The organism is Pseudomonadales bacterium, from assembly GCA_041395945.1.
Lineage (GTDB): Bacteria > Pseudomonadota > Gammaproteobacteria > Pseudomonadales > Azotimanducaceae > SZUA-309.
In genome coordinates, this window is record JAWKZN010000003.1 from 173,403 (window position 1) to 200,346 (window position 26,944).

Consider the following 26,944-nt stretch of genomic DNA (forward strand, 5'->3'; position numbering starts at 1 on the left):
TGTTCCTCACGCGAGGCAAAACGCCAAACGAGGGCACAGCGGAGCTGCCGAGCGAGGTCCGGGAGTACCCGTCCTCGCCCACGCCCTGATCAACCTCTTTCCGGAAGTTTGATGGCCGTACGACTCACCCCAGCCGCGCCGCCGCTTCGTCCCGCAACCGGCGCTTGAGAATCTTCCCCGATGCGGTCCGCGGCAGCGGCTCCGGTGCAAAATGGAAATAGCGCGGAATCTCGAAGCGGGCCAGACGCGGCACCAGAAAGTCCCGCAGCGCCGCCTCATCCAGATCACCCCGTACATGCACGGTTGCACCCACTTCTTCGCCGAGACGCTCATCGGGTACACCGTAAACGCTCGCTTCGAGCACATCCGGATGCTCGAGCAGCGCGGATTCCACCGCGCCGCAGCCGATGTTCTCACCGCCGCGAATCACCAGATCCTTGATCCGGTCGACGATGTACAGATAGCCCTCGGCATCGATGTAGGCCACATCACCCGTGCGCAACCAGCCATCAACGAAGGTTTCCGCGTTGCCGTCCGGTCGCTGCCAGTAACCGCGGATCACCGAAGCGCCGCGGATCTGCAGCTCACCGCGTTCGCCGGCTGGCAGCTCGCGACCGCTTTCATCGACGATGCGCAGGTCAACCACCGCCGAGGCACGCCCGGCGCTGGCCGGGTGTTCGAGGTAGTCCTGACCACCGATGCCCGTGCCGATGGCATTGGTTTCCGTCATGCCCCAGCCGGTATTGGGCATGGCCTTCGCGAAGGTCGCACCAATCCGGCGCACCTGTTCCGGCGCCCGCGGCGCACCACCACCGCCGACGGTGGCAAGCGAACTTAGATCGCGGTTGGTGCGCATGGCAGCCTGCACCAGATCGCCCGTCATCGCGGCGGGTGCGACAAAGCTGGTGATGCGCTCCTGCTCGATCAGTTCGGCCGCGCGCTCGACGTCCCATTTGTACATGCACACCAGCCGTCGCTGAGCGCGAAAGGAGGCGAGAAACACGGCGTGGGAACCGGTGGCATGGAACAGGGGCACGGCGAGCAGCGTTCCGGGCTGACTGTCCGGTACCGGCACTTCCAGACCAAGCTCCAGCGCGCCAGCTTTAGCATCCAGTTCCCAGGACAGCAGAGCGGTGAGGATGTTGCGGTGACTCGACAGCGCGCCCTTCGGGTGCCCGGTGGAGCCCGAGGTGTAAATGATGGTGGCATCCGAATCCGGCCCGATCGCCGCAGCCGGCATGTCCACAGCGCCGATCTTCGCCAGGGCGTCTTCCAGCGCGATCGCACCCTGCGCGAGCGGCTTCGTTGTGCGCACCGCCAGCACGGCGAGACCCTCAGGCAGATGCTCGCACTGAGACAGACGATCGAGACGCTCCTGATCCGCGAACAGCACCTTCGCACCGCTGTCCTGCAGACCGTAAGCCATTTCATCCGGCTGCCACAGAGCGTTCATGGCCACCGCCACACCGCCGACGGAAGTCACCGCACAGAAGGCGAGCACCCACTCGGGAAAGTTGCGCATGGAAATGGCGACCCGGTCGCCTTCGACGATGCCGTATTCGTTTACCAGCAGCGTGGCGATGCGGGCGGCCTTCTGCCAGGTCTCGTCGAAACTCAGCCGCTCATCCGCATAGACGAGAAAGGTCAGATCACTGCGGGCCTCTTCGTAAAGCGCCCGCAATGTCGCCGGTGCATTCCTGAAAACACGGTACCTGTGACCATGAACGTCTGTCTGAATAAGCTCGTGAGGTTCACCGGGTGCGGTGAGCTGGCGCAGCGCTTCGGTTCTGGTGGTCACGGACGTGGGCTCTCCCGGAAGAAGTGTGAGCGTCAGAGTCTGGGCAGTCTCAGCATCCTGTTCAGCGCTTCCGCAACACCAGAGACCCGATAGAGTAACCGGCGCCAAAGGAACAGATGACCCCGCAGTCACCGGCGCTGAGATCTTCATGGTGCAGACAGAAGGCGATGATCGAGCCGGCAGAAGCGGTGTTGGCAAATTCGTCGAGCACAATGGGCGCTTCGGCCTGGGTGGTGTCCCGCCCGATCAGTTTCCGGGTGATCAGCGTATTCATGTTGATGTTGGCCTGATGCAGCCACCAGCGGTTGATCTGCCCGACCTCCAGATCCACCGCTTCTATCTGCGACTTCAGGTGTTCGGCCGCCATCGGGCAGACATCCTTGAAAACACTGCGGCCGTTCTGGTGAAAGAGGTTGTCTGCACCGAAGGGATCCACGTCTTCCGCATTGGCCAGGTAACCGAAATTCGAGCGGATGTTGTTGGAGAAGACCGTCTGGGCCTTCGTTCCGAGAATCTCGTAGCTGTGCGTGGACCGACAGGTCTCCGCACGTTCCAGAACCATGGCAGTCGCCACATCGCCGAAAATGAAATGACTGTCCCGGTCCCGATAGTTCACCTGGGGAGAGGTGAGTTCAGGATTAATCACCAGCACAGCACATGCAGATCCCGCGGCAATCGCATCGTGCGCGCGCTGCAGCGCAAAAGTTGCCGCTGAACAGGCGACCAGCATGTCGAATCCAGAACCGCTGATCCCGAGCTCATGCTGTACTTCGATGGCCAGCGCCGGATAGGAGCGCTCCGTGTAGGCACAGGAGACGATCACCATGTCGATATCGGCACCCGTTTTCTTCGCAGCTGCGAGGGCGGGTCGCGCGGCATTGAGAGCCATTTCGGCCTGATGGGAAAGTTCGTTCTCGGCGCGGCGTTCGATGCGCGGACGCATGCGATCAATATCGAGCACACCGTCTTTCACATAGGCGTAACGCTGGCGGATACCGGATGCTTTCTCGATGAACTCCACACTGGACAGCGGCATCGAAGCAACTGCGCCTCTTTCGATCTCTCCCTGGTGGCTGGCGTTGAAGGCGCTGGCATAGGCGTTGTAACTGTTCACCAGCTCTTCATTGGTGATCGTGTGTTCGGGGCGCCAGACGGCGGCTCCACTGATGACAACCTGATGCATGGCGCGCCTCGTCTACTGTGGTCAGGATCGGAAGTGAGTCTCAGCGCATACCATGAAGGCTGAGGTTATTCGGGCACCGGGCGATAGCCCGCTTCGATGCCTTTGCTGAACACACCGACCGCATCATGGGCATGCAGAGATTCATGGTGTTCGACTCGCACCCAGAAGTCCGCCAGTCGGGTATCGGCACCCAGTCGCGCTTTCAGTTTGCGACCGGCGTCTTCCACAAACATCAGGTTCTGGCCATTGAGCAGGGCGAACTCCTGCTCGTCTTCCCGCTTCACCGCTGTCTGCACCGGTGTCTTCAGCGCATCTTCCACCGCATCCACCAGATCGGTGATTGGGAATTCCTCCAGTCCTTCTGCGAGCCGCACCTTCAGCTTCGCATCGCTGCGCTGACTGTGGGGCGTGGCCACCACGCCCTGCTCAGAGCCCAGCCAGGCGGTCACGTCGCTGATCGAAACCTGCCCCATGGTGCCGAAGTCCGTTTCGAACTGATGTTGAATAAGCTGCCGCGCCAATGCCGCCGAGCACGGGCAGGTGGACGAATACTGCACACCGAGCTCCAGCTCCAGCACGATGCCGTCTGCATCGAGGGTGCCTTTGAGGATCACCGGGTAGGAATTCCAGCCGGAATTGTCGCTGACCAGTGCGGGACGACGCAGGTAGTAGTCGAATTCGAACTGCACAAAGGCGCGGGTGGAAAGATCCCGATGGGATTCGATAAGGCTGCGCAGCAGGAGCTTCAGCCCCGCAGTGGACAGTGGCCGGGTCTCGGCGTGTTCATCGAGAATCAGGTAAAGGCGCGACATGTGGATGCCCTTGGCGAGTTCGTCACCCAGATCCACATAAATCTGCACCCGGGCCTGCACCTGGCGTGTTGCGCCTCCATCTCTTATCAGCAGTGGCTGGCGGATGTCCGCCATACCCACCCAGTCCAGCGTGCCCTGGGGGGCCTGGAGCTGGTCGCGCGCCACATCGGGCATGCTGTTGAGAGTAATCAGTTCGGCCTTGTTCATATCTGACGGTACTTCATGTCTGTCGATTCCGTGCACGGGATGACCACGTTCGCACAGCATCGGGCCTGGCATTGTAACCAATCGTCCGGAAGGGAACACCAGCACCCGGGGTTTGCGGTTTCGGGGCTGTCACAGGGGGGAGCCGGCGTGCAGCGGGTGTCAGTCCCGCAGGCTTTCCCGCTCCTCGGCGGTGAGCTGCCGGGCTTCTTCTTCGAGCATGACCGGAATGCCATCCCGGATAGGATAGGCAAGCCCGCTGCCCCGGCACCAGAGCTCTTCAAGTTCCCGTTTGTAGACCAGCGACGTCTTGCTGACCGGACAGACCAGCAGTTCGAGCAGTTTTGAATCCAGTGCCATGATCAGGCCTCCACGAAGGGGTCTTTCAGCACGATGGTCTCTTCCCGATCGGGGCCGGTGGAGATGATGTCGATGGGCGCTCCGACGGTTTCCGAAATCCGGGTCAGATAGGCTTTCGCGTTCCTTGGCAGATCGTCGTAGCGCCGGATGCCCAGGGTGCTGTCCTGCCAGCCTTCCACGGTTTCGTAGACGGGTTTGATGTCCGCGTAGTACTCGCTGGCAAACCGGGCGCTGCCGACGACCCCGTCCGGCAGTTCGTAGCCGGTGCAGATGCGGATCTGCTCCAGCCCGTCCAGCACATCGAGCTTGGTCAGGCACAGTCCGGAAATGCTGTTGATCTGCACCGCATGGCGCAGAGCGACCGCATCGAACCAGCCGCAGCGGCGCGGACGGCCGGTAGTGGAACCGAATTCGTGACCACGCTCGGCCAGTCGTTTCCCCGTGTCGTCGAAAAGCTCGGTGGGAAAGGGGCCGGAGCCCACCCGGGTGGAATAGGCCTTGGTGATACCCAGCACGTAATCCAGGTAGGTGGGTCCGAAGCCGCTGCCAATGGCTGTGCCACCGGCGGTGGTGTTTGAAGAGGTCACGTAGGGATAGGTGCCCAGATCGACATCGAGCAGCGCTCCCTGGGCGCCTTCGAAAAGCAGTGAGGCGTTGCGTTCCCGCAGCGCGTGCAGCATCGGCACCACGTCCGCCACCATGGGCTTGATCTGTTCTGCCACCTGAGCGCAGCTTTCCAGTGTCTCGGCAAAATCCACGGGGCTGGTGCGGTAGTAATTCACCAGCATGAAGTTGTGGTACTCCATCACCTCGGCGAGCTTTGCCGCGAAACCCTGCCAGTAATAGAGGTCGCCCAGCCGCACACCGCGGCGGGCAGCCTTGTCTTCGTAGGCCGGGCCGATGCCGCGACCGGTGGTGCCGATCTTCAGCGCACCCCGGGCTTTTTCCCGGGCCAGATCCAGTTCCACGTGATAGGGCAGAATCAGCGGACAGGCGGGGGAGATGAACAGCCGCTCCCGCACGGGCACGCCGCCGGCTTCAAGGCGCTCCACCTCCTGCATCAGGGCATTGGGCTCGAGCACCACGCCGTTACCGATGAAACACTGCACGTTGGGGCGCAGAATGCCGGACGGAATCAGGTGCAGGACCGTTTTTCTGCCCTCGATCACCAGGGTGTGGCCCGCATTGTGGCCGCCCTGAAAGCGCACAACCGCATCCACCCGATCCGTCAGCAGATCGACGATTTTACCTTTGCCTTCGTCGCCCCACTGGGTGCCGATGACTACTACATTCCGTCCCATTCATTCCGTCCGTTGCTGCCGGTCCTCTCACGGACCAGGCACTGATTCTTCGGTACACGTCTGTCTTTCAGACAGGTCAGTCTTTCAGACAGGTCAGTCTTTCAGACGGGTCTGTCTCTCAGGACTTCATTGCGCGCAGATTCTCAACGACCCAGTCTGCTTTCTGCGCCACCAGCGACCTGTCACAGCGCGGCGGCGGAGCATCATCTCCGCTGAGCGCCATCACCACAACCTCACCGGCCTCGCGCAATGCGGCTACAGCAGCCGATCGCCGGGTGGCGGCCTCCGCAGTCAGCCCTTCCGACCAGGGCACCCAGATGGCAGGGGACCCCTGCCCATTGATCACCAGTTCTTTCAGGCCGATATCGAAACCGGTGGCCGGACGGGAGCGACCAAAGCCTGCACCGATTCCGTCATACCTGCCACCCCTGGCGAGCGCCCTGCCCTGGTCCGCCTGATAGGCCGAGAACACGGGGCCGTTGTGATAGCCGTAGCCCACCAGTTCCGCCAGATCGAAGCGCAGGCGCAGTCCGGGAGTCTGCGTCTTCAGCAGATCAGCCAGCCGGCTGAGCTCATCGATCGCGGTCAGCGCGGCCGGCACCGCAGCCAGGCTGACTCTCGCTCTCTCGAGCACCTCGCCCTCGCCCATCAGATCCGGGAGCTCGCAGAGCATGCGACGGGCTTCGGGATCCTCGACCAGCGCTGCAATATCCGTTTCAGCCTTACCCTGCACAGCGGTGAAAAGTTCTGCTTCGGGCCCGGGTGCCAGCGCCAGCCTGGCGATGAGAGCGTGATAAATGCCCATGTGCCCCACCACCAGTATCGGATCTGACACCCCGACCCTGGACAGCACTTCCAGCATCAGCGCGATGACTTCCGCATCTGCATTCAGCGTCGGCGCTCCGAACAGTTCTGCACCCGCCTTCACCGGTACACGGCTTTCCAGCGGGGACAGAGGGTTGGCCAGAATCACGTTCCCTGCATAGCAGAGCCGCTGCACGCCGTCGACCGGCAGGCTGTGCGCATCCACCCGAACCGCCTGAGCGGTCAGATCTGCGCGCACGCCGAGCAGGCGGCCACTGCGCTGATCGACCACCTTCAGAGTCTGCAGATCCATGTCCGCATCCGCGCCGACCAGCAGCGCATCGAGATAGTCGACCATGGGGGGCTCGATGTATTCGTAACCCCAGGTCTGGAAAACGTCCAGCACCTGGCGCCGCAGCAGCTCGAGCGACCAGGCGGCAGGCGGAAGCAGTTCGTCCATGCCCGCAGGCAGACGCCAGTTTCGATTCATGATCAATCCAGCCGGATCGGAAAGAGCAGCAGCGTGCCTGTGGTCAGCGCTGGTTGTCGGACTTCAGATGCTTGAAGAACTGGCCGCTCGGATCGAGCACCAGCAGGTCACTCTTATCCTGGAAGATGTTCATGTAGGCGTTGATGCTCCGGTAGAAGGAGTAGAACTCCGGATCCTGACCGAAAGCGGCCGCATACTCAGCGGCGGATTTCGCGTCACCATCACCGCGCAGTTCTTCGGCACGTTTGTAAGCGTTAGCCTCGATAACCACCGTCTGACGCTCCGCGTCGGCGCGGATACCCAGCGCCAGTTCGCGCCCCTGAGCCCGGTACTGACGGGCTTCGATGTGACGCTCTGAGTTCATCCGTTCGTAAACGGAAGACGACACGTCCGGTGGCAGATCAATGCGCTTCACCCGCACGTCGATGACTTCCATTCCTGCCGTGGTCTGCATCACTTCATTGAGTTCCGCTGTGAGTTCCATCATGAGCTGATCGCGCTCACCGGATACCACTTCATGCATGTTGCGCCGGCTGATCTGGTTGCGCAGACCTTCCGTGACCCGCTCCATGAGAATCCGCTCACCGCGCTGTTCGTCGAAGTTCGTGGCCGTGTAGAAGGTGCTCACGCTGGCGATCCGGAACTTCGCGAAGGAATCCACGATGAGCGGTTTTTTCTCCAGGGTGAGATATGTCTGGGGGGTGGCATCCAGAGTCAGTACCCGACCATCGGCCTTCTTCACTTCTTCTGCGATCGGCAGTTTGAAGTGCAGGCCGGGTGGTACATCAGCTTCCACCACTGCACCAAAACGCAGCAGAATCGCCCGCTCCGCCTGGTGAACGGTATACACACTGTCCATGGCCAGGAAGATGGCCGCCACCGCTATGAAAATGAGTATCAGATTGCGCAAGCTCATAATTTAACCTACCGGCTTTCGCGCGGCCGCGTTGGTGCGGTCCGTGTGTTGACTTCATTCAGCAGCGCATCTGCGATCGAACGTGCCGATTCCGGATTGACGTTCACGTTCGCGCTGCCCTGGGCCATCCGGTCAAGCGGCAGATACATGATGTTGTTGCCACCCTGCACATCCACCATCACCTTGCTGCTTCGCGACAGGATCGACTCCATCGCATCGATATAGAGTCGGTCTCTGGTCACTTTTTCGGCAAGCCGATACTCCTGCAGCAGCTTGTTGAACCGTATCGCTTCACCTTCGGCCTGGGCAATCACACGATCCCTGTACGCGTTTGCCTGTTCGATGGCTTTCTGTGCTTCACCGCGCGCTTCCGGGATGATGCTTTCTGCATAGGCGGTGGCTTCGTTGATGGTGCGCTGTTCGTCTTCCTTGGCTTTCTGCACATCATTGAACGCATCGCGTACCTGACTGGGCGGCGCGCTTTCGTCAATGGTGACCTTACTCACCAGAATGCCGGTGCCGTAGTTGTCCAGGTAGGTCTGCAGACGTTCCTGTACCTCGGCCGCCACCGCCGCCCGGCCATCGGTGATGACCCGGTCCATGATCGAGCTGCCGACCACATGGCGCAGGGCACTCTCAGTAGCGTTCTCAAGGCTGCTGCGCGGATTGCGTACTTTCACAAGGTAGTCCACGGGGTCGTTCACCACCGACTGCACCGTCACGCTGACATCCACGATGTTTTCATCTTCAGTGAGCATCAGCGACTGATGCCGCAGGGATTCGATCCGGGTGACATTGACCTTCTCGACCCGGTCGACAACAGGCGGGTTCCAGTGCAACCCGGGCATGACGATGTCATCCAGCACTTTGCCGAAGCGGAACACGACACCGCGTTCCTGTTCATCGATCTGATAGAGACCGAAGGCGCCATAGCCGATGGCCGCCACAGCCAGAATCAGTCCAAACATGCCGCTGTTGAATGCGGCACCACCAGGGCTGCCACTGCCACCACGGCCACCGCCGAAAATACCGGCGAGTTGTGCCTGCAGTTTCTTAAACGCTTCATCCAGGTCCGGTGGACCCTGATCCCCGCGGCCACCCCAGGGGTCTTTGTTACCACCACCCGGTTCATTCCAGGCCATCTGCTGCTCCAGTTGAGTTCATAGTCGGATTTCGTGTTCGCGCTTCTTCAATTACCGCTCGACGAAAATACATCACCTGCGGTCGCCGTCTGTCTGACAACCGATCGGTCGTGGTTCGATCAGGGAGAAAGTGTAGGGACGGGGTGCGCCTGCTGCAACAGAACCTTCGGCGTGGCGCGAAGCCGCTCCAGCAGCGCCGAGTCCGCGCGCAGCGTCAAGGCGAGTGTACCATCTTCCTGCAGCCGCTCGGCCATTACAGCTCCGAGTCGGTAGAGCAGGGCTCTGGTCCGACCATCTTCAGCGGGAATCAGCACCTCTGTCGGGGCCCCGACACCCAGCTGCCCGGCGATCGCCGCGCGCAGTTCTTCCAGCCCTGTGCCCTGGATTGCGCTCACTGCAAGCGCATTGCCACCCGCCTGCATCCTGCCGACCAGCTCGGCCGCATGGGCCGCATCCAGGGCGTCGATCTTGTTGAACACCAGCAGTCTGGGGATGTCCTGCGCCCCGATTTCCTTCAGCACCGCCTCGACTTCTGCAATATGAGCGCCCGGATCATCGGCGGCCGCGTCGATCACCTGAAGCAGCAGGTCGGCACCCGCCACCTCTTCCAGGGTCGCCTTGAAGGCTTCGATCAGGGAATGGGGCAGATGACTGATGAATCCCACGGTGTCGGCGAGCACCACTTCCCCGACTCCGTCGACCTGAAGTTGCCGCATGGTGGGATCAAGGGTGGCGAACAGTTTGTCCTCCGCAAGGACGTCGGAGGTGGTCAGGGCATTGAATAGCGTCGATTTTCCGGCGTTGGTGTAGCCCACCATCGACACCGTGAGGGTGTTGGTCCGCTGCCGGCGCTTCCGGCCGAGCTGGCGTCGCTGGGCGACTTCGGCGAGTTTCTTTGCGGCGGCCTGGATCCGCTCGGTGAGCATGCGCTGGTCCATTTCCAGCTGGGTTTCGCCGGCGCCGCGCAGACCGATGCCGCCCTTCTGTCTGTCCAGGTGCGTCCAGCCCCGGATCAGGCGGGTCTGGGCGTGTTTGAGCTGAGCGAGTTCGACCTGCAACTGGCCTTCATAGGTACGGGCCCGACCGGCGAAGATGTTCAGAATGAGCTCTGTGCGGGTCATCACCCGGCAACCGAGGTCCTTCTCGAGATTGCGCTGCTGACCCGGTGACAGGTCGTGGTTGACGATCAACAGGTCCGCCTCGCTGGCCGCCAGGCGCTCCCGGACCTCCCCCAGTTTGCCGCTGCCGATGAACCAGCGGGGATCCGGGGTATCGCGCACGGCGGTAATCCGGTCCGCAACCACCAGTCCCGCGGTGCGGGCGAGTTCGACACATTCCGCGAGGGAGTCCGCATCGCTGAGCGCTTCAGCCGCACCCAATCCGCGCTGGACGGTGCGCCTGCTGCCGGACTTTATGGTGACCTGGAGAACGGCCGCGAGGCGGCCGGCTTCCGGACGATCAAAAAACAATCATGCTCCTAGGGAGTTCTGGCTCCCGTGCGCTCAGGGCGTCTGAGGCTCCCGTGCGGCCCGGCTCGACGTCCTGGGCTTTGTTTCGGCGGCTTCTTCCGACTCCGTGCTTTCCTCTGTGTCGTCCGTGTTGGAAATCCGCACGTTGCGGGACGGCACCACCGTTGAAATGGCGTGTTTATAGACCATCTGACTGACTGAATTACGCAGCAGCACCACAAACTGATCAAAGGATTCGATCTGACCCTGCAGCTTGATGCCGTTTACCAGGTATATCGAGACTGGAATCCGCTCCTTGCGCAAAGTATTGAGAAAAGGGTCTTGTAGCGAATGCCCTTTTGACATGGTTCTCTCCTTCAGTCGGCTTGAGTCGCCTTAGATCTCCCTGAATTAGACGCTTCTTTGGACTGTCTGTATCTGCAGATTTAACGTTCTGCGGATTTGCCGTGCTTCAGACTTCCTGTCCGGAGACTGCCGTCCTTTTTATTGCCAAATCACTATGGCGACCGGATCAGGAAAAGGCAAGCTGGGCCGCCGCCGCGATCTGCCCTGCAAGATGCCGGCTGTCTCCCCAGACCAGTGGCTGAACCTCAGGCCAGCTTCGTAACCAGGTGAGCTGACGCTTGGCGAGCTGACGGGTGGCGGCAAGGCAACGACGCTGCATCTCGGCTTCTTCGAAGCGGCCGTCGAGATACTCCCAGACCTGTCGGTACCCCACAGATCGCAGCGCCGGAAGGTCACCGCTGAGATCGCCGCGCCGGTACAGGGCGGCCACCTCTTCCACAAAACCTGCTTCGAACATCCGCACCAGACGCTGCTCGATCCGGGTATGCAGGGCTGAGCGTGTGTCCGGCTGAATGGCGAACTCCAGCAGGCGCACCCCCAGCCGCCGGGTAGCGCCGGTATCTTCCGCCCAGAAGCTCGACAGGGGCCGTCCGGTCAGCTCGAAAACCTCCAGCGCCCGCTGGATACGGTTACCGTTGTTGGGGTGGATGCGGGCCGCGGCTGGCGGATCGACGCGCTCGAGCCTCTGATAGAGTGGGCCCCATCCCCCGGACTGCGCCTCCCTCTGGAGCCGACCGCGGATACCCGCATCCGCAGCCGGCATGGCACCCAGGCCCTCCCGGAAGCTGCGCAGGTAGAGCATGGTACCGCCCACCAGCACCGGCACCCGGCCTGCGGCCAGGGCAGTCTCTACAGCGGCGTCCGCATCCTGGAGAAATTCTGCCGCGCTGTAGGTGTCGGCCGGATCCCGGATGTCCACCAGGGCATGGGGGTAACGGGTCAGCAGGTTGGGTTCAGGCTTGGCGGTGCCTATGTCCATGCCCCGGTACACCATCGCCGAATCGATGCTGATCAGCGAGACGGGCAGCTGGTCGGCGAGCGCTATCGCGACCTCGGTCTTGCCCGTGGCGGTAGCGCCGGTGATGGCGATCACCGGGGGCAGGGGGGCAGTCATCGACTCACTGCCCGCGCAGGAACAACCCGTCCAGTTCCGCGAGTGACTGCAGCAGATAGGTGGGCCGGCCGTGATTACACTGGCCGGCGTTTTCGGTCTGCTCCATGTCCCGCAGCAGGGCGTTCATTTCCGGCAGGCTGAGCTGACGATTCGCGCGCACCGAACCGTGACAGGCCATACCTGCCAGCAGTCTCTCCCGGGCTGTCTCGATGCGCGGACTCGTGCCGAGCTCGGCAAAATCCGCCAGCAGATCCCGGATCAGCGCCTGATAGTCGGCGCCATTGAGCAGCGCCGGCACTTCCCGCACCGTGACAGCCTGCTGACCACTGCGTTCCACCACCAGACCCATGTCCGGCAACAGCTCGGCGACCTCCTCGAGCAGGTCGGCGTCTGCTTCGCTGACATTGAGCACGTCGGGTACCAGCAGTCGTTGCCGGGCAATGGCCCCTGCCTGCTGCTGGGCCTTCAAACGCTCATAGGTGATCCGCTCGTGGGCGGCGTGCATGTCCACCACCACCAGACCGGCGCTGTTCTGGGCGAGAATATAGATACCGTGCAGCTGGGCGATGGCGAAGCCCAGCGGTGGGACCTCATCGCTGGAGCGCGGCAGCGGTTCCGCAACCGACGGCGCGCCCTGCGAGATTGAAGGCGCGCCGTGCAGGGCCCGATGACCGTGCGCGTCGAACCTGTCCGTTCCCTGCCGGGCGGCGTGCAGCGCCAGGGCAGGCTGGGAGAAAGTCTGCGGTGCCGAGTGGCGGGCGGCAGAGGCGACTGCAGGGGCAGGTGCGGCAGCGGGACGCAGATCCCGCAGCGCCCGGTTCAATTTTCCGAACACGAAATCGTGCACGCCCCGGGTGTCCCGGAAGCGGACCTCGTCTTTGGTCGGATGCACGTTCACATCCACATCCGCTGCCGGCAACTCCAGATAAAGAACAAAGAGGGGATGGCGGCCGTGGAAGAGCACGTCCCGGTATGCCTGCCGGATGGCGTGCCCAACCAGCCTGTCCTTTACGGCACGTCCATTCACGAAGAAAAACTGCTGATCCGCCTGCCCTCGGGACAGGGTGGGCAGACCCACCCAGCCATGCAGCCGCAGGCCGGCAACCGATTCCTCGATCGGCACCGAACGCTCCGGAAAGTCCGGCCCCAGGACCCGGGCCAGCCGCTGCTGCGGGTTGCCTGCGGGCAGGCTCAAGGTACCGCGGCCGCCGCCCTGCTGCAGCTCGAAGGCAACATCGAACCGGGCCAGACTCATGGTCCGCACCACCCGCTCGATGTGGGCCTGCTCGGTGCGCTCCGCCTTGAGAAATTTGCGCCGGGCAGGCGTGTTGAAAAACAGATCCGCCACTTCCACCGTGGTGCCCCGGGGGTGGGCGCGGGGTTCAAAAGCAACTTCCCGACCGCCTTCGATCTCGATGGCGAAGCCTTCCGGGGAAGTGTCGGTGCGACTGACAATGCGCAGTCGCGCCACCGACGCCATGCTGGCCAGCGCTTCGCCGCGGAATCCCAGGCTCGCCACACCCTGCAGGTCTTCAGCGCTCGAGATCTTGCTGGTGGCGTGCCGGCTCACCGCCAGACGCAGGTCATCCGGGTGAATGCCGCCGCCATCGTCGCGCACCGAAACCCGCTTCACACCACCCTGCTCGGCGCTGATCTCAAGCCGGGTGGCACCGGCATCCAGGCTGTTTTCGAGCAGCTCCTTGACGAGTGAGGCCGGTCGCTCGACGACTTCGCCGGCGGCGATCTGATTGGATACGAGATCACTGAGCTGATGGATACGACTGGACATCGGGGCATTCTCGCAGACTGCGCGCACGGATGCGCGTAGGTGCGCACGGATGCGCGTAGGTGCGCACGGATGCGCGTACTCTCAGCCGGCCGGAATGGTAATGACCTGTCCCAGCCGGATCACATCGCTGTGCATGCCGTTCACTTCCTTGATACGACGGGCGCTGGTGCCGTAGCGCACGGCAATCCCGGACAGGGTGTCTCCGCGGCCCACGGTATGGCGCTGGTCACCCTGCTCCCGGCGCCAGGCTACGAGGGTGCCCTCGGGCGCGCGCAGGGCGAGATAATCGCGCAGTCCGACAAAGAGCGCGTGTGCGACTTTCTCCTGGTAGGCGGAAGAGTTGAGCCTGCGGGCTTCGGGGGGATTCGATATGAAGCCGGTCTCCACCAGAACCGACGGGATATCCGGTGATTTCAGCACCAGGAAGCCCGCCTGCTCCACCCGCTTCTTGTGCAGCCGGCCGATTTCGCCGAGCTGGCCTACGATCGCCTCACCCACTTCGATGCTCGATGCCCGGTTCGCGTCCATGGAGAGATCCATGATGACCTTGCGAACCAGGTCGTCTTTGTCGTCGAGGCTGACATTGCCGACGCCGCCGATCAGATCCGAAGCGTTTTCCTTTTCTGCCAGCCAGCGCGCTGATTCACTGGTAGCGCCATGATCCGACAGCACGAACACCGAAGCGCCCGAGACGTCCCGACTTTTGAATGCATCCGCATGAATGGAGATGAACAGATCCGCCCGCGCCCGTCGTGCGACGGCCATGCGCTCCCGGTGTGCCAGGTAGTAGTCGCCGCGGCGCACCAGCACTGCCTGAAAACCTTCTGCGGCATCCACCTTGCGCTTGAGGCGGTCGGCAATCTTCATCACCACGTCTTTTTCGCGGATACCATCGGGACCGATGGCGCCCGGGTCCTCACCGCCGTGACCGGCATCGATGGCGATCACCACATCGCGGCGACCGTCCGGCTTCGGCACCACTTTCTGCTCTTCCCGGGCAACACCGCTCTGGTACAGATCCAGCACCAGACGATGTCCGTAAGGGGCGACCGGATCCAGGGTGAAACTCTTCGGCTGCAGCGCCATGTTCAGATCGAGTACCACCCGGTAACCGGTGCCGCGGGGTGAACCGCGCAGCTGTTTCACCCGGTCCTGACTTTCACCTGCCAGATTTCCATCAAAGCCCGGGGCCGCGCGCGTATCGCTGAGATCGATGACGACACGCCGGGGATTGTCCAGGGTGAACATTTCATACTGAACTGCCGCTGAAATGTCGAACACCACCCGGGTGTAGTCAGGGGCTTCGTGCATGCGCACGCTTTCGAGCTCGCGCGTCTGTGTATGCGCCGGCAGGGCGGCCAGAGCGATCAATGCGATGCTAAGTGTGAATGCTGACTTCAATACGCCGTCCATTGCCATCAACCTGAAGAAACACATCGACATCGGCCGCCGGCAGTCTGTCTTCCGCGCGCTCCGGCCACTCGATGAGTTTGATCGCATCCGCATCCAGCAACTCGTCGATACCGATGAAATCCAGTTCCTCACTGTCAACGATGCGATAGAAATCGAAGTGATAGACACTCCTGCCGTCCAGGTCATAGGGCTCGAGCAGTGTGTAGGTCGGGCTCTTCACCGCACCGCTGTGACCGAACCCTCGAAGTATGCCCCGCACGAGGGTGGTCTTGCCAGCACCGAGCTGCCCGCGGAGGCAGACCAGCGCACTCTTTCCGAGCGTTGCGCCGAGCGCTTCACCGAAAGCGAGTGTCGCTGCTTCATCGGCAAGATAAGTCGCGGTTGAGGGTGGGCGTGACATATCAGCGCAGCAGCGTCATGAGGTGTGGCAGCAGATCTGTCGCCAGCAGACTGCGTTCGCCCACCTGTTTCACGGCAAGGTCAGCGGCACGACTGTGCAGGCATACACCGGTCAGTGCAGCCGTCTGCTCGTCCGCTCCCTGGGCCCAGAGACCGCCGATAATCCCGGCGAGCACGTCGCCCATGCCGGCCGTCGCCATGCCCGGATTACCGTGTGCGCAGATCCCGAGCACAGCCGCCGATCCCGCCTGCTCCGGCGACGCATCCGGGCACCCGGCCACCACGGTGCCCGCGCCTTTCAACACGGCGATACCGCCAACCCGCCGCGCCAGTCTGCACGCAGCCCCGGGTCGATCGGCCTGTATCCCGGCGCTCGACTCACCCAGCAGCCGTGCGGCCTCCCCCACATGAGGGGTGATCACGCAGGGTGCCGCGGGTGTGGCGCCCAGCTCGACCAGACCATTGAGGCCATCCGCATCGATCACCACCCGCTTGCCCGTATCGAGTACTGCCTGGAGCAGTCGATGTCCCCAGTCATCCCGCCCCAGTCCCGGCCCCAGCACAAAGAGACTGGCCCGGGAGAAGGCCTCCGCCCGCTCAGTTTCCGAGTCCGCATCCACCACCATGAGTTCCGGGCGCCGCGAGAGTATGGCGTTGCGGTGCGCGCCGCGGGTCACCACCGTCACCATTCCCGCCCCACTGCGCAGTGCCGCCTCCGCCGCCATCAGCGGCGCGCCACCCATCGAGCGATCCCCGCCGACCACAACCACATGCCCGAGCGCCTGTTTATAGGCGGCCGCGGTGCGTACCGGCAGCGGCCGCCATTCGAGCAGCGCAGACAGGGTCAGCCAGTTCACGCCCTGCAGCTGACGACGCGATGCCGCATCGACACCGAGATCTGCAAACACCACTTCACCGGCATGTTCCAGTCCGGCACCCGTGGTCAGGCCAATTTTCCGGCCGATGAAGGTGACGGTCACATCCGCCCGGACTGCCGCATCGACCACGGCGCCGGTATCCGCATTCACGCCGCTGGGAATGTCCACCGCCAGTACGGGCCGTCCGCTGGTATTGATGCGCGCCACGAGCGCAGCGAAGGGCGGGCGCAGCGCACCAGTCAGACCGGTACCCAGCAGCGCATCCACCACCACGTCTGCGGGTGGAAGCTCGCCGATCAGCGACACATCCCGGGGGTGCACGTCCCGCTCCAGCACCCAGTTTCTGGCGAGCAGCGCATCTCCTTTGAGCGCCCCGGCGCCGGTCTCGAGCACGTCTACCTCGAGCCCCAGGGCTCTGGCGAGGCCGGCGATGATGTAGCCGTCCCCGGCATTGTTGCCTTTACCACAGTAAACGGTCAGCGTGCGTGCCTGTGGCCAGCGGTGGATCAGCTCGTTGAATGCGGCACGACCCGCCCGCTGCATGAGTTCGAAGCCGGAGATCTCCAATGAATCGAGCGCCAGCCGATCGAGCGTCCGGCACTGCTCGGCGCTGTAGAGCTGGATCATCCGGTTTGCGCCGCGCCTGCTGTGCACTTTCTCAACTCCTGCAATAACTCCGGACACCGACGATTATACTGAGCCTTCACGGCGGCGCTGTCCGCTACACTCTTCCAGTCGAAGCCATGGATTATCAGCAACTCAGGCAGGACATCCTCGGCTGGGGCAAGGAACTCGGCTTTCAGCAGCTCGGCATCACCGATATGGATGTGTCTGCCGAAGCGCCGCGTCTGCGTGCGTGGCTGGCCCGGGGCTTCCAGGGCGACATGGGTTACCTCGAACGCAACCTGGACAAGCGCCTGCAACCCGAATCCCTGGTACCCGGTACCTGCCGGGTGATCAGCGCCCGTATGGACTACTTCGACAGCGACAGTCAGCCACTGCGCATCCTTGAGGACGCCTCGCTCGCCTATGTGTCCCGCTACACGCTCGGCCGCGACTATCACAAGGTGGTGCGGCGTCGACTCGCACAACTCGGACGCCGGATCGACGCCGCGGCACAGGATATCGATCACCGCTATCGCGCATTCACCGATTCCGCCCCGGTACTGGAAAAGGCCCTTGCCGCCCGGGCCGGACTCGGCTGGATCGGCAAACACACCCTGCTGCTCAACCGCAGCGCCGGATCCTGGTTTTTCCTCGGCGAGCTCTATACCAATCTGCCGTTGCCGGTGGACACCCCGGCTGGTGATGGCGGTGAACCGGAGGATCACTGTGGCGCCTGTAAAGCCTGCATGACCGTGTGTCCGACCGACGCCATCATCGCCCCGCGGCAGCTCGACGCACGACGCTGCATTTCCTATCTCACCATCGAACACCGTGGTGTGATTCCCGAAGCGCTGCGCGCTGCGATGGGCAATCGCATCTTCGGCTGCGACGACTGCCAGCTTTACTGCCCCTGGAATCGGTTCGCTGCTGACACCACCGAAACCGATTTCCGCCCGCGTGTCGGCGCAGGCGCACTCGCAGGGGCGGATCTGCTGAGCCTGTTCCGCTGGAGTGAGAGTGAATTTCTGCAGCACACGGAAGGTTCGGCCATCCGCCGCATCAGCTACGAGCAGTGGTCGCGCAATCTGGCCATCGCACTGGGCAACGGGCCCGTCAGCGAAGCGGCCATCGCCCTGCTGCACGCACGACGCGTGGATGCCAGCGCGCTGCTGGCGGAGCACATCGACTGGGCAATCGCCCGGTTGAGCGGAGGCAGCGGCACAGCCAACCACCAGAGTGACCCCAGTCGGGTGTCCTAGGTGTGGCGCCTGATTAAGCAGCAATGCCTCAGAACTTCTCGCAGCCGTCGCTGCAGGGCGCGATCCGAAGGCAATACGGGTTGTATCGGCGGGGTCGCAAGGCGGCAATGACTGAAATCAGTTCGTGCTCGCCGTTTCGGTCTTCAGAAAATGGGTCCGATAGTAGCGCAGCTCCTCAATGGACTCGCGGATGTCGGCAAGCGCAGTGTGGGCGTTCTGCTTGGTGAAACCGCCCATGAGATCGGGCCGCCAGCGCCGCGCGAGTTCCTTCAAAGTGCTCACATCGATGTTGCGATAGTGCAGGTGCGCTTCCAGCACCGGCATGTAGCGCACGAGGAAGCGTCGATCCTGCCAGATCGTATTGCCGCACAGGGGGGATGCATTTTTCTCGACGTGGCGTTCGAGGAAGGCCAGTGTCTGTGCTTCGGCTTCCACCGTGGACACCGGCGATTTGCGCACCCGCTCGAGCAGACCGGATGCGGCGTGATGGGTCTGATTCCAGTCATCCATGCCGGCGAGGATCGACTCAGGCTGATGCACGGCGAGCGCCGGACCTTCCGCAATCAGATTCAGATCCCCATCGGTGATCAGTGTGGCGATCTCAATGATCACATCCCGCTCCGGGTCGAGTCCGGTCATCTCCAGATCCATCCAGACGAGATGCGCGCTCATGCCGGTCCGCTCATGTCAGTAAAGGACATCTCAGATACCATACCGGCCGCCACAGGTGAAGGAGCAGACCCATTTCCGATGCAACGCTGATCGATCTGCCGATACTGCAGTCGCGGATCGTGCGACCCGACGACCGCATGAGGCTCATCCATATTACGGATGCGGCCGCCTATCAGCAGCATCATCTGCCCGGCGCCCTGCTGGTGGAGCCACGGGAACTCGTGGACGGCACGCCACCAGCCAGCGGTCGCCTGCCATCCCTCGAGCGACTGGAGGCGCTGTTCTCCCGGCTGGGGCATGAGGCGAACCTCGACTATGTGCTTTACGACGACGAGGGCGGTGGCTGGGCGGGCCGTTTCGCCTGGACCCTCGATGTGATCGGCGAGCGACGCTGGCAGTATCTCGACGGCGGCATTCACGCCTGGGCCGAAGCAGGGGGTGAGTTGACCTCCGGACCCTGCCACTATCCGAACGCAACCGAAGTCAGTCTGCACCTCGACCGCACACCCGTCGCGGAGATCGAGGATGTACTGGCCACCATCGACGATCCACAGCAGATCGTCTGGGACGTGCGTTCCCGGGAGGAGTTTCTGGGACAACGAAAAACAGCCGCCCGGGCCGGACACGTTCCCGGGGCTGTGCATCTGGACTGGGTGCTGCTGAAAGATCCGCAGCGCGCGCTGCGGCTGACCGAGAATGTCAGCGCCCTGCTCGACGCCCACGGCATCGATCCGGCAAAGCGGATCATCACCCACTGCCACACCCACCATCGCTCGGGGCTCTCCTACATGATCGGCCGCCTGCTCGACTTTCCCGATATCCGCGCCTATCACGGCTCCTGGTCGGAATGGGGGAACCGGGACGACACGCCGGTGTCGGTGACGCCATGAGCCGCATCGCCGTGGCCCTCCAGCGCATAGCGCCGCAACATGGTCTGTCCCGGCTGGCCGGTGCCCTGTCCCGGTCCCGCACACCCTGGCTGAAACGCGCGCTGATCCGCACCTTCACCAGCCTCTACGCTGTCAACATGAGCGAAGCGGTCCGGGAGAAACTCGACGATTACACGAGCTTCAACGATTTCTTCACCCGGGCGCTGAAGCCCGGCGCGAGGCCCCTGCCGGGAGATCAGATGATCGCCGTGAGTCCCGCAGACGGCACGATCAGCCAGGCAGGACGCATCGAAACCGGTCGACTGCTCCAGGCCAAAGGCAGCGCCTACGAACTGCGCACCCTGATCGGCGAATCCGCCGACCGCTTCAATGGGGGCACCTTCGCCACCATCTATCTGGCTCCGAAGGACTATCACCGGGTGCATCTGCCGGTTGCCGGCCGGCTGCGGAAAACCCGGGCCATTCCCGGTGCACTTTTCTCGGTGAATGCCGCGACCGAGGCGGAAATCCCCAGTCTGTTTGCCCGCAATGAACGGCTGGTCTGCGAGTTCGCCACGGCTCACGGCGATCTGCTGGTGGTGCTGGTGGGTGCGATGGTGGTCGCCAGCATAGAAACGGTCTGGGGATCGCCGCTGTCGCCTTATGCTCGTGAAGAGGCGACGATTCACGAGGGTCCTGCGCTACCGCGCGGGGCGGAAATCGGCCGCTTTCTCGTCGGCTCCACCGCCATCGTCTGCATGCAGCCCGGGCGGGCGAAGCTGGCGTTCGGTATCCGCAGCGGCGTAAGCGTGAAAATGGGCCAGCCGCTGCTGAGTCTCCGCTCGGGCGGCTGAAGCGCCCGCGGCGAAAAAAAGCCCGCGGCGAAAAAAAAAAGCCCGGGGCGAAAAAAAGTCCGCGGCGGCGCTAACAGACCGCGATCAGGCCCGGTCGATCGGGAAGGGCATCACCTCGGCAAGACTGCTGGCACCCTGCTGCAGCATCAGCAGTCGGTCCACGCCCAGCGCCACGCCGGCGCAGTCCGGCAGCCCGGCATCCAGGCTCGCCAGCAGCCGCTCATCCGGCGCCGGCTCCACCAGACCACGCCTGCGGCGCTGCTCCACATCAGCGGCAAAGCGTCGGCGCTGCTCTTCCGCATCCGTGAGTTCCCAGTAGCCGTTGGCCACCTCGACACCGTCGATTACCAGCTCGAATCGCGCAGCCACACTGGGATCGTCTGCATGCAGCCGGGCCAGTGCCGCCTGTTCCGCCGGATAGCGGGTGATGAAGAAGCGACCTTCTCCCAGGGCGTCGATCGCCTCGCTGATTGCCAGGTCCAGATCGTCCCGGGGCTGCTCGAGATCACCGACCAGATCGCCATAAGCCAGAATTTCGGTTCTACCGGGCCCGAGCACACGCTCCACCAGCGCTGTCACCTCTTTCATCAGCGCCCGGTCATCGAAGCCCAGGCGATACCACTCCAGCAGGGTGAACTCCGGGTTGTGCAGCCGGCCGGCCTCACCCGCCCGGAACACCGGGGTGATCTGATAAATGGAGGGGGCGCCCGCCGCCAGCAGGCGTTTCATCTGATATTCAGGGGACGTCTGCAGATAGCCCAGGGCGCCGACTGCCATGGACTCGATGGCCACTTCGGTGACCGTGTGGGCGGCCAGAATCGAGGTCTGCACTTCGAGCACGTCGCGCTCGGCGAAAAACGCGCGAAGCTCGGCCATGAGCCGGGCCCGGGCCTCCAGTGCGGCCAGCGGGCAGGCCGGTCGCCAGTCGATATTCAAGGAATCAGGCCCGGGAGACGTAGGTACTCGAGCGCGTGTCGATTTTCAGCACGTCGCCGATATTGATGAACAGCGGCACTTTGATCACCGCACCGGTGCTGAGCTTCGCCGGCTTCGTGCCACCCTGGGCCGTGTCGCCCTTGATGCCTGGATCGGTCTCCACCACTTCGAGCTCAACGAAGTTCGGTGCGGTTACCGCAATGGGTGCGTCATTCCACAGGGTGACCTGATACACGCACTGCTCCTTCAGCCAGTCAACCACATCACGCACCGCCTCCTGGCTGGCGCCGATCTGCTCGAAACTGCCGTCGGTTTTCATGAAGTGCCAGAACTCGCCATCGCTATACAGATACTCCATATCTGTATCCATCACGTCGGCGCCTTCCAGAGACTCCCCCGATTTGAATGTCCGCTCCCAGACCCGCCCCGACTTCAGGTTGCGGAAACGCACCCGGTTGAAGGCCTGGCCCTTGCCGGGCTTCACGAACTCGTTCTCCAGGATCGTACAGGGGTCACCCTCGAAGAGCACTTTCAATCCGGACTTGAATTCGCTGGTGGAATAAAACGCCATGATGTCGGGTCCTGCAAGACTGTGATCCGGGTCACGCATCTGCAGCCGGGAACCATCAGAATTCCCTCAGACGAGTGACGCGGCCGCATCATAACCGCTTCGATCAGGCAGTTGTAACCGGATTGATATGTTCTGCGCGAATTCACTGTTCGGGATTTTTCATTTCCCTATACTGCGGCCATTCCGCGCTTTCCGCTGTGACCTTCCGCTGTGACAGCAGAGACTCTGAGCATCGGCCAGCGCAGTTCAAACGGACCCGGCTTTATGGATGAAGCGATTCCCGCTCGACTGGCTGAGAGACTGACCGCACCCGCCGCGGAACTCGATCAGCTGTCATTCTGCGAATCCAGCGCGGCCGCCCTGGAAGACTGGATCGGCCGGCTGCCGATGGCGAATACCTCCACCACCTCGGAGCAGATCCGCCAGGCGACTTTCGAAATCGCGCGGCTGAAGATTCCCTACGCCCTGCGAATGGCCCTGCTGGAAGTCATCCGGCCGCCCCTGCATTACCTCTGCGCCCGGCTCGATCGTGCCGCTATGAGCACACAGAATCATGGAGACGCCATCGCCCGTCTCGCCCAGCGCCTGCAGACCAACCTCTGCTCGGGATACAAGGCCGTCATCCTCGAAGCCATCGGCAGCGGTTCCCGGACCGACAAGGAGACAGTGGCAACCGCCATCCACCGGGTACTCTCCGATCTCTCCCGCACCCTGTTGCGCACGCTGCAGTTTTATGTGGCACCCGCCGACCGCCTCTGGCTCGAGCTCAACCAGCTCTACCATCTTGCCGAACACTTCGGACTGACGCTGACCGAGATTCACGACAGTGAAAACCACACCCGCCCGCAGATTTCGATCCGCGATGCGTATCTGCGGCCCGTGCTGCTCGCTCTGGCAAAACCCAATCAGCTGCGACATCGCCAGCTTACCGACGTCTTCAATGCGCTGGAGCTGTGGGTGCCCAGCGTGACGATCGAGGCTTCCGAGGGAGGCGAGCTGTTCTGCGTGGATCTCGCCGCCGAACAGGGTCCCAGCTACACAAAACTGCTCGAGGCAGCAGAAGCACCCCGCTGTGTGCGTACTGAGCTGCTGGTCTACGAACTGGAAGCCTATCGCAAGGACATGGACGGCTCGCTGCCCGTCCCCGAGCGTCTCGAGGCCGGACTCATCGCTCATCTGGCCAACGCCTGGAGTGTGATGCGCAAGCGCACCCATCGCCGGGCGGCGAGCACGAGCAGCATGAAAGTCTGCATCGGCATGCGTTCAGCACATTACTTCTTAAGCGGTGGCGTGGACTTTTTCGATCAGCTCGACGAGGAAGATGCGTCCGTGCGCCGCGAGGTCAACCCATTTCAGGGCGCAGACGAGGTGGCCTTTGTGCCGAATGTCTCGGAAATCAAGGATGTCTGGGATGATGCCTTTGACCTGCGGGTAAGAATCCCCCAGAACCCGAACATCGGGAATCCGGAGGCTCTGCTGCGCAAGATGGCCGCCAGGCAGGGTGAGGACACCCGGAAAGACAACCGGGGGGGCTATCACTACTACGACACCACCACCATGGATACCAGCCCCGGCGGTTATCGGGTGCGCTGGAACGAACCTCTGCCCGCCAGTGTGCAGACGGGCGAACTCGTCGCAATGCGTGACGAAAGCGACCCCCGCTGGTGTGTGGCCGTGATCCGCTGGATACGCCAGGATGCCAATGGTGCGTCCATGGGCCTCGAACTGCTCTCGCCCCGGGCCATACCTGTCGCGGTGCGTGTGATTCACAAGCGCGGCGGCCCATCCGATTACGCACGGGCCTTCGTGTTGCCCGAACTGGCGCTCATCGACCAGCCGGCCTCCCTGCTTGCACCCCCTGTACCATTTCAGAGCAACCAGAAAGTCCACGTTTCCCGTCAGGGAATCCAGACCACCGCACAACTGGGTGAGTGCCTGCTTAAAACCGAAAGCTTTAACCAGTTCACATTTCGAATGCTGGATGGTTACTTGGAAAACACCGAGATCGACCTCACCATGAATTCCCTGAGAATGCCGCCAGATGACCAACCATCTGGCCTGAATTAAAGGGAAGGTTGGCTCCAGAAGGACATGACAGCACAACAACCCCAACACGCACCAGTCAGACTGCTGGTGGCGGAGCGTTCTGAGAACGCCGCACACCGGTACGACTCACTGCTGCGCGATGCCGGGATCAGCACTCGACTGGAAATAGTCGATCTGCCGATGGCGCTCGATCGCATCCATGAAACCGACATGATGCTGTGCAACAGCGCGCTGCCGAATCTGGCCGCACTGGTGCAACAGTTGCGTGCCAAAGCCGCACACGTCCCGATCATCCTGGTCAGTAATGAAGACGCACCACTGACAGCGGTCGAAGGACTGCACATCGGTGCTGCGGATGTGGTCGAAGAGACCGCAGAGTCGCACCTGGTCCTGGTGGTGCAGCGTGAACTCGAGCATGTGTGTCAGCAGGTGCGTTTCAGGCAGATGCGTCGCGCACTGGAAGAAACCGAACAGCGCTGCGCTCTGCTGCTGCAGAGTTCGCGAGCCGCCATCGCCTACGTGCATGAAGGTATGCACATCTACGCCAACGAAGGTTATCTGAGGCTCTTCGGTTTCAAAGACGCAGACTCTCTGCTGGGATTGCCGCTGATCGACCTCATGTCGGCTGACAGCGCAAAAGAACTGAAGGCAAAACTCAAGGCATTCCGTCAGAACGAACAGGAAGTCGACTTCGATTTCTGTGGTGCCAGCACGACGGGCGAGACCGTCAGCGGCAACATGACTCTGGCTGGTGCAGACTACGAAGGCGAGCACTGCCTGCAGGTCACCGTGCGCACTGGTGCACTCATGGGGGAGGGCACGTTCGAGGGAGCAGCATTCGTTGAGCGCCCGCTGGCCGAAATGCCGGACGAAACACCTGCCCGATCTGTTGAAACTCCCAGGCTGGCACTCGTGTCGACGGACAAGTCAGACGATGATGTGCCCATGCTGACCAACGGTATTGCCGGTACGCCCGAGTACAGTAACGGTGCGAGCCTGGAAGACGCAGAACCTGCCACCAAACTCGATGCACACACCGAACCCGCTTCCGACCCATCTGCGGACGCACCCGAGGAAACCCCGACAAGCACCAACGCAACCTCTGAGCTGGCAGCGCCCGCGGCGATAAATGACGAGACCGCGGAGGAAGAACCAGCGCCTGCAGCGCAAAACGATGCACCCGCAGTGGCAGACAACACACCAGCTGCCGTGAATGGTGCAAATCAGCTGCGTGGCGGCCTGCGCAATCTCTCCCAGTTTCTGGACGCCTGCGAAGCTCATCTCGCAGAGCACGACGACACATTCATCAGCGTTTTCGTTGCACAGCTGGATGACTACGCCCAACTCCAGGCCGACTACGGTCTGGCCGGTGCGGAAGCCGCCTGCGGTCAGGTCGAAGCAGGACTGGCCCGGGCAATCACCAGCCCGTTCATGCAGCTGTCCCCCTACCAGTGGGCAGTGCTGGTTGCAGAGCCGACACGAGATGCAGCGCTCGAGCAGGTGAACGCCTACCGTAAGGTTGTCGAGGCGATGATTCTCGAAGTCCGGGAAAAGACGGTGCGCCCGACGATCACGCTGGGCGGCGCCATCCTCGATGAAGAAGGCTGCGATTCGCTTTCCACTGCCCTGGAAGAAACACTCAATGGCGCTTTCAGCTCAATGCAGAAAGCCTCCAGTTCCGGCGATGTCAACTTCGTCGAACTGCCCGAGTTTCACAACGCCGAAGCCGCCATCGACGACGAGGCAAATCGGGTCCTGTGTCTGATCAACGAGGCTATAGAGCAGCACAAATTCATGCTGCTGTTCCAGCCGATCATCAGCCTGCGGGGCGATTCGGACGAGCACTACGAGGTCTTCCTGCGCATGCTCGACCGCAGCGGCGAACAGATGACACCCGGAGAGTTCCTGCGCACCGCCATCGACAACGGCGTGGCCGGGAAGATCGACCGGTGGGTGATTCTGCAATCCATCAAGATGCTGTCTTCGCATCGCGCGAAAGGCCACAACACCCGGCTGACAATCAATGTCACCAGCAACAGCGTGGCGGATCCGGAATTCATTCAGTGGCTGGGTGTTGCGATCAAAGCCGCCCGGCTGCCCAGCGATGCAGTGATCTTCCAGATCACCGAGCGTGACACCGCAACCTACGTGCGCCAGACCCGGGAGTTTGTGGAAGGTCTGAAGAAACTGCACTGCCGTGCCTCGCTGTCCCGATTCGGTGTGCAGGCTGAGCCTTTCGAACTGCTCAAGCACATTCCGGTGGATTTCGTGAAACTCGACGGCACCCTCATCGAAGACCTGAACCGCAATCCGGATCTCAAGGAAGGCATCTCCAGGATGATCCGGGATCTGCAGAGCGCCGGAAAACTGACCATCGTGCCCATGGTGGAAAGCGCCAACGTGCTCTCCGCACTCTGGCAGGCGGGCGCCAACTACATCCAGGGGCACTACCTCCAGGAACCCACCACCTCAATGGACTACGATTTCAGTTCGGACGACTAGGCCGGGCTCGTCATCGATTCAGGGCCCGGAACGGGGACTCGCACACCCAAAGGTTGTCGAACGCAGTCGTGAGGCAGGGTATGGCTGAGACCTCGCGCAGCCCTTCCAGGGTGCCACTGCGCTGCTGAAATCTCCCGTCGCAGGAACGCGCGCATGCTGCATGTTCCTAGCTCACTGACCACTGACTGGCTGCGGACCGCTCGATTCGTAAG

23 protein-coding genes are annotated in these 26,944 nt (G+C 62.4%); 5 read left to right on the plus strand and 18 right to left on the minus strand.

The window, feature by feature from the left end; genetic code table 11:
- Positions 1-124 precede the first annotated feature (124 nt).
- The 15 genes from R3E82_22005 to R3E82_22075 all read right to left on the minus strand — a co-directional run bounded on the left by R3E82_22005 (position 125) and on the right by R3E82_22075 (position 17,071).
- The gene (locus R3E82_22005) at positions 125-1,798 is read right to left on the minus strand and encodes a class I adenylate-forming enzyme family protein (GenBank protein MEZ5553569.1); all 1,674 of its coding nucleotides are present in this window, start codon (positions 1,796-1,798) and stop codon (positions 125-127) included.
- Positions 1,799-1,859: 61 nt separating this feature from the next.
- Positions 1,860-2,981 carry a beta-ketoacyl-ACP synthase III gene (locus R3E82_22010; GenBank protein ID MEZ5553570.1) on the minus strand — a complete coding sequence of 374 codons (1,122 nt, stop codon included), beginning with the start codon at positions 2,979-2,981 and terminating at the stop codon, positions 1,860-1,862.
- 65 nt (positions 2,982-3,046) lie between these two features.
- Entirely contained in the window at positions 3,047-4,072 is a 1,026-nt protein-coding gene (gene folE2, locus R3E82_22015; GenBank protein ID MEZ5553571.1) for a GTP cyclohydrolase FolE2, read from the minus strand.
- 87 nt (positions 4,073-4,159) lie between these two features.
- Entirely contained in the window at positions 4,160-4,351 is a 192-nt protein-coding gene (locus tag R3E82_22020) for a Trm112 family protein (protein ID MEZ5553572.1), read from the minus strand.
- An 8-nt stretch (positions 4,352-4,359) separates the two neighbouring features.
- Complete coding sequence (locus R3E82_22025) at positions 4,360-5,658, minus strand: adenylosuccinate synthase (GenBank protein ID MEZ5553573.1); 1,299 nt, start codon at positions 5,656-5,658, stop codon at positions 4,360-4,362.
- A gap of 118 nt (positions 5,659-5,776) precedes the next feature.
- Positions 5,777-6,952, minus strand: a complete 1,176-nt coding sequence (locus R3E82_22030; GenBank protein MEZ5553574.1) for an ATP phosphoribosyltransferase regulatory subunit — start codon at positions 6,950-6,952, stop codon at positions 5,777-5,779.
- A 43-nt stretch (positions 6,953-6,995) separates the two neighbouring features.
- Positions 6,996-7,868 (minus strand): protease modulator HflC, encoded by an 873-nt coding sequence (locus R3E82_22035; protein ID MEZ5553575.1) that lies wholly within the window; start codon positions 7,866-7,868, stop codon positions 6,996-6,998.
- Between the two features lie 8 nt (positions 7,869-7,876).
- Positions 7,877-9,010: an FtsH protease activity modulator HflK gene (gene hflK / locus R3E82_22040; protein ID MEZ5553576.1), complete on the minus strand. Its 1,134-nt coding sequence runs from the start codon at positions 9,008-9,010 to the stop codon at positions 7,877-7,879.
- A 119-nt stretch (positions 9,011-9,129) separates the two neighbouring features.
- Positions 9,130-10,479: a GTPase HflX gene (hflX, locus tag R3E82_22045; GenBank protein ID MEZ5553577.1), complete on the minus strand. Its 1,350-nt coding sequence runs from the start codon at positions 10,477-10,479 to the stop codon at positions 9,130-9,132.
- Positions 10,480-10,512: 33 nt separating this feature from the next.
- The gene (hfq, locus tag R3E82_22050) at positions 10,513-10,824 is read right to left on the minus strand and encodes an RNA chaperone Hfq (GenBank protein MEZ5553578.1); all 312 of its coding nucleotides are present in this window, start codon (positions 10,822-10,824) and stop codon (positions 10,513-10,515) included.
- A gap of 166 nt (positions 10,825-10,990) precedes the next feature.
- Complete coding sequence (miaA, locus tag R3E82_22055; protein ID MEZ5553579.1) at positions 10,991-11,938, minus strand: tRNA (adenosine(37)-N6)-dimethylallyltransferase MiaA; 948 nt, start codon at positions 11,936-11,938, stop codon at positions 10,991-10,993.
- Between the two features lie 4 nt (positions 11,939-11,942).
- Entirely contained in the window at positions 11,943-13,727 is a 1,785-nt protein-coding gene (mutL, locus tag R3E82_22060; GenBank protein MEZ5553580.1) for a DNA mismatch repair endonuclease MutL, read from the minus strand.
- An 81-nt stretch (positions 13,728-13,808) separates the two neighbouring features.
- Positions 13,809-15,164, minus strand: coding sequence for an N-acetylmuramoyl-L-alanine amidase (locus R3E82_22065; protein MEZ5553581.1), 1,356 nt, complete (start codon positions 15,162-15,164; stop codon positions 13,809-13,811).
- Positions 15,106-15,540: a tRNA (adenosine(37)-N6)-threonylcarbamoyltransferase complex ATPase subunit type 1 TsaE gene (gene tsaE, locus R3E82_22070; protein ID MEZ5553582.1), complete on the minus strand. Its 435-nt coding sequence runs from the start codon at positions 15,538-15,540 to the stop codon at positions 15,106-15,108. Before tsaE ends, R3E82_22065 begins: the two co-directional genes overlap by 59 nt.
- A 1-nt stretch (position 15,541) precedes the next feature.
- Positions 15,542-17,071 carry an NAD(P)H-hydrate dehydratase gene (locus R3E82_22075; protein ID MEZ5553583.1) on the minus strand — a complete coding sequence of 510 codons (1,530 nt, stop codon included), beginning with the start codon at positions 17,069-17,071 and terminating at the stop codon, positions 15,542-15,544.
- An 89-nt stretch (positions 17,072-17,160) separates the two neighbouring features.
- Between R3E82_22075 and queG the strand changes: the two genes are divergently transcribed.
- A complete protein-coding gene (queG, locus tag R3E82_22080) occupies positions 17,161-18,282 on the plus strand; it encodes a tRNA epoxyqueuosine(34) reductase QueG (protein ID MEZ5553584.1) in 1,122 nt (373 codons plus the stop codon).
- 117 nt (positions 18,283-18,399) lie between these two features.
- Here the strand turns inward: queG and orn are convergent, their stop codons facing one another.
- Positions 18,400-18,954 carry an oligoribonuclease gene (gene orn / locus R3E82_22085; protein ID MEZ5553585.1) on the minus strand — a complete coding sequence of 185 codons (555 nt, stop codon included), beginning with the start codon at positions 18,952-18,954 and terminating at the stop codon, positions 18,400-18,402.
- Positions 18,955-19,073: 119 nt separating this feature from the next.
- Between orn and R3E82_22090 the strand changes: the two genes are divergently transcribed.
- Complete coding sequence (locus R3E82_22090) at positions 19,074-19,844, plus strand: rhodanese-like domain-containing protein (GenBank protein MEZ5553586.1); 771 nt, start codon at positions 19,074-19,076, stop codon at positions 19,842-19,844.
- Entirely contained in the window at positions 19,841-20,677 is an 837-nt protein-coding gene (gene asd / locus R3E82_22095) for an archaetidylserine decarboxylase (protein MEZ5553587.1), read from the plus strand. The genes R3E82_22090 and asd overlap by 4 nt, the downstream gene beginning before the upstream one ends.
- Before the next feature lie 84 nt (positions 20,678-20,761).
- Here the strand turns inward: asd and R3E82_22100 are convergent, their stop codons facing one another.
- Positions 20,762-21,613: an amino acid--tRNA ligase-related protein gene (locus R3E82_22100; protein MEZ5553588.1), complete on the minus strand. Its 852-nt coding sequence runs from the start codon at positions 21,611-21,613 to the stop codon at positions 20,762-20,764.
- 4 nt (positions 21,614-21,617) lie between these two features.
- Entirely contained in the window at positions 21,618-22,184 is a 567-nt protein-coding gene (gene efp, locus R3E82_22105; protein MEZ5553589.1) for an elongation factor P, read from the minus strand.
- A 264-nt stretch (positions 22,185-22,448) separates the two neighbouring features.
- Between efp and R3E82_22110 the strand changes: the two genes are divergently transcribed.
- Both R3E82_22110 and R3E82_22115 read left to right on the plus strand, forming a co-directional pair.
- A complete protein-coding gene (locus tag R3E82_22110; GenBank protein ID MEZ5553590.1) occupies positions 22,449-24,251 on the plus strand; it encodes a hypothetical protein in 1,803 nt (600 codons plus the stop codon).
- Positions 24,252-24,275: 24 nt separating this feature from the next.
- A complete protein-coding gene (locus tag R3E82_22115; protein ID MEZ5553591.1) occupies positions 24,276-26,732 on the plus strand; it encodes an EAL domain-containing protein in 2,457 nt (818 codons plus the stop codon).
- Positions 26,733-26,944: the final 212 nt, after the last annotated feature.

Bases quoted from the DNA above. Each gene is read 5' to 3' on its own strand.
- orn (MEZ5553585.1), bottom strand. From the start codon at position 18,954: ATGAGCGCGCATCTCGTCTGGATGGATCTGGAGATGACCGGACTCGAC.
- folE2 (MEZ5553571.1), bottom strand. From the start codon at position 4,072: ATGCCAGGCCCGATGCTGTGCGAACGTGGTCATCCCGTGCACGGAATC.
- R3E82_22010 (MEZ5553570.1), bottom strand. From the start codon at position 2,981: ATGCATCAGGTTGTCATCAGTGGAGCCGCCGTCTGGCGCCCCGAACAC.
- efp (MEZ5553589.1), bottom strand. From the start codon at position 22,184: ATGGCGTTTTATTCCACCAGCGAATTCAAGTCCGGATTGAAAGTGCTC.
- R3E82_22065 (MEZ5553581.1), bottom strand. From the start codon at position 15,164: ATGTGTTTCTTCAGGTTGATGGCAATGGACGGCGTATTGAAGTCAGCA.
- mutL (MEZ5553580.1), bottom strand. From the start codon at position 13,727: ATGTCCAGTCGTATCCATCAGCTCAGTGATCTCGTATCCAATCAGATC.
- tsaE (MEZ5553582.1), bottom strand. From the start codon at position 15,540: ATGTCACGCCCACCCTCAACCGCGACTTATCTTGCCGATGAAGCAGCG.
- queG (MEZ5553584.1), top strand. From the start codon at position 17,161: ATGGATTATCAGCAACTCAGGCAGGACATCCTCGGCTGGGGCAAGGAA.
- miaA (MEZ5553579.1), bottom strand. From the start codon at position 11,938: ATGACTGCCCCCCTGCCCCCGGTGATCGCCATCACCGGCGCTACCGCC.
- asd (MEZ5553587.1), top strand. From the start codon at position 19,841: ATGAGCCGCATCGCCGTGGCCCTCCAGCGCATAGCGCCGCAACATGGT.
- R3E82_22035 (MEZ5553575.1), bottom strand. From the start codon at position 7,868: ATGAGCTTGCGCAATCTGATACTCATTTTCATAGCGGTGGCGGCCATC.
- R3E82_22030 (MEZ5553574.1), bottom strand. From the start codon at position 6,952: ATGAATCGAAACTGGCGTCTGCCTGCGGGCATGGACGAACTGCTTCCG.
- R3E82_22110 (MEZ5553590.1), top strand. From the start codon at position 22,449: ATGGATGAAGCGATTCCCGCTCGACTGGCTGAGAGACTGACCGCACCC.
- R3E82_22115 (MEZ5553591.1), top strand. From the start codon at position 24,276: ATGACAGCACAACAACCCCAACACGCACCAGTCAGACTGCTGGTGGCG.
- R3E82_22025 (MEZ5553573.1), bottom strand. From the start codon at position 5,658: ATGGGACGGAATGTAGTAGTCATCGGCACCCAGTGGGGCGACGAAGGC.
- hflK (MEZ5553576.1), bottom strand. From the start codon at position 9,010: ATGGCCTGGAATGAACCGGGTGGTGGTAACAAAGACCCCTGGGGTGGC.
- hfq (MEZ5553578.1), bottom strand. From the start codon at position 10,824: ATGTCAAAAGGGCATTCGCTACAAGACCCTTTTCTCAATACTTTGCGC.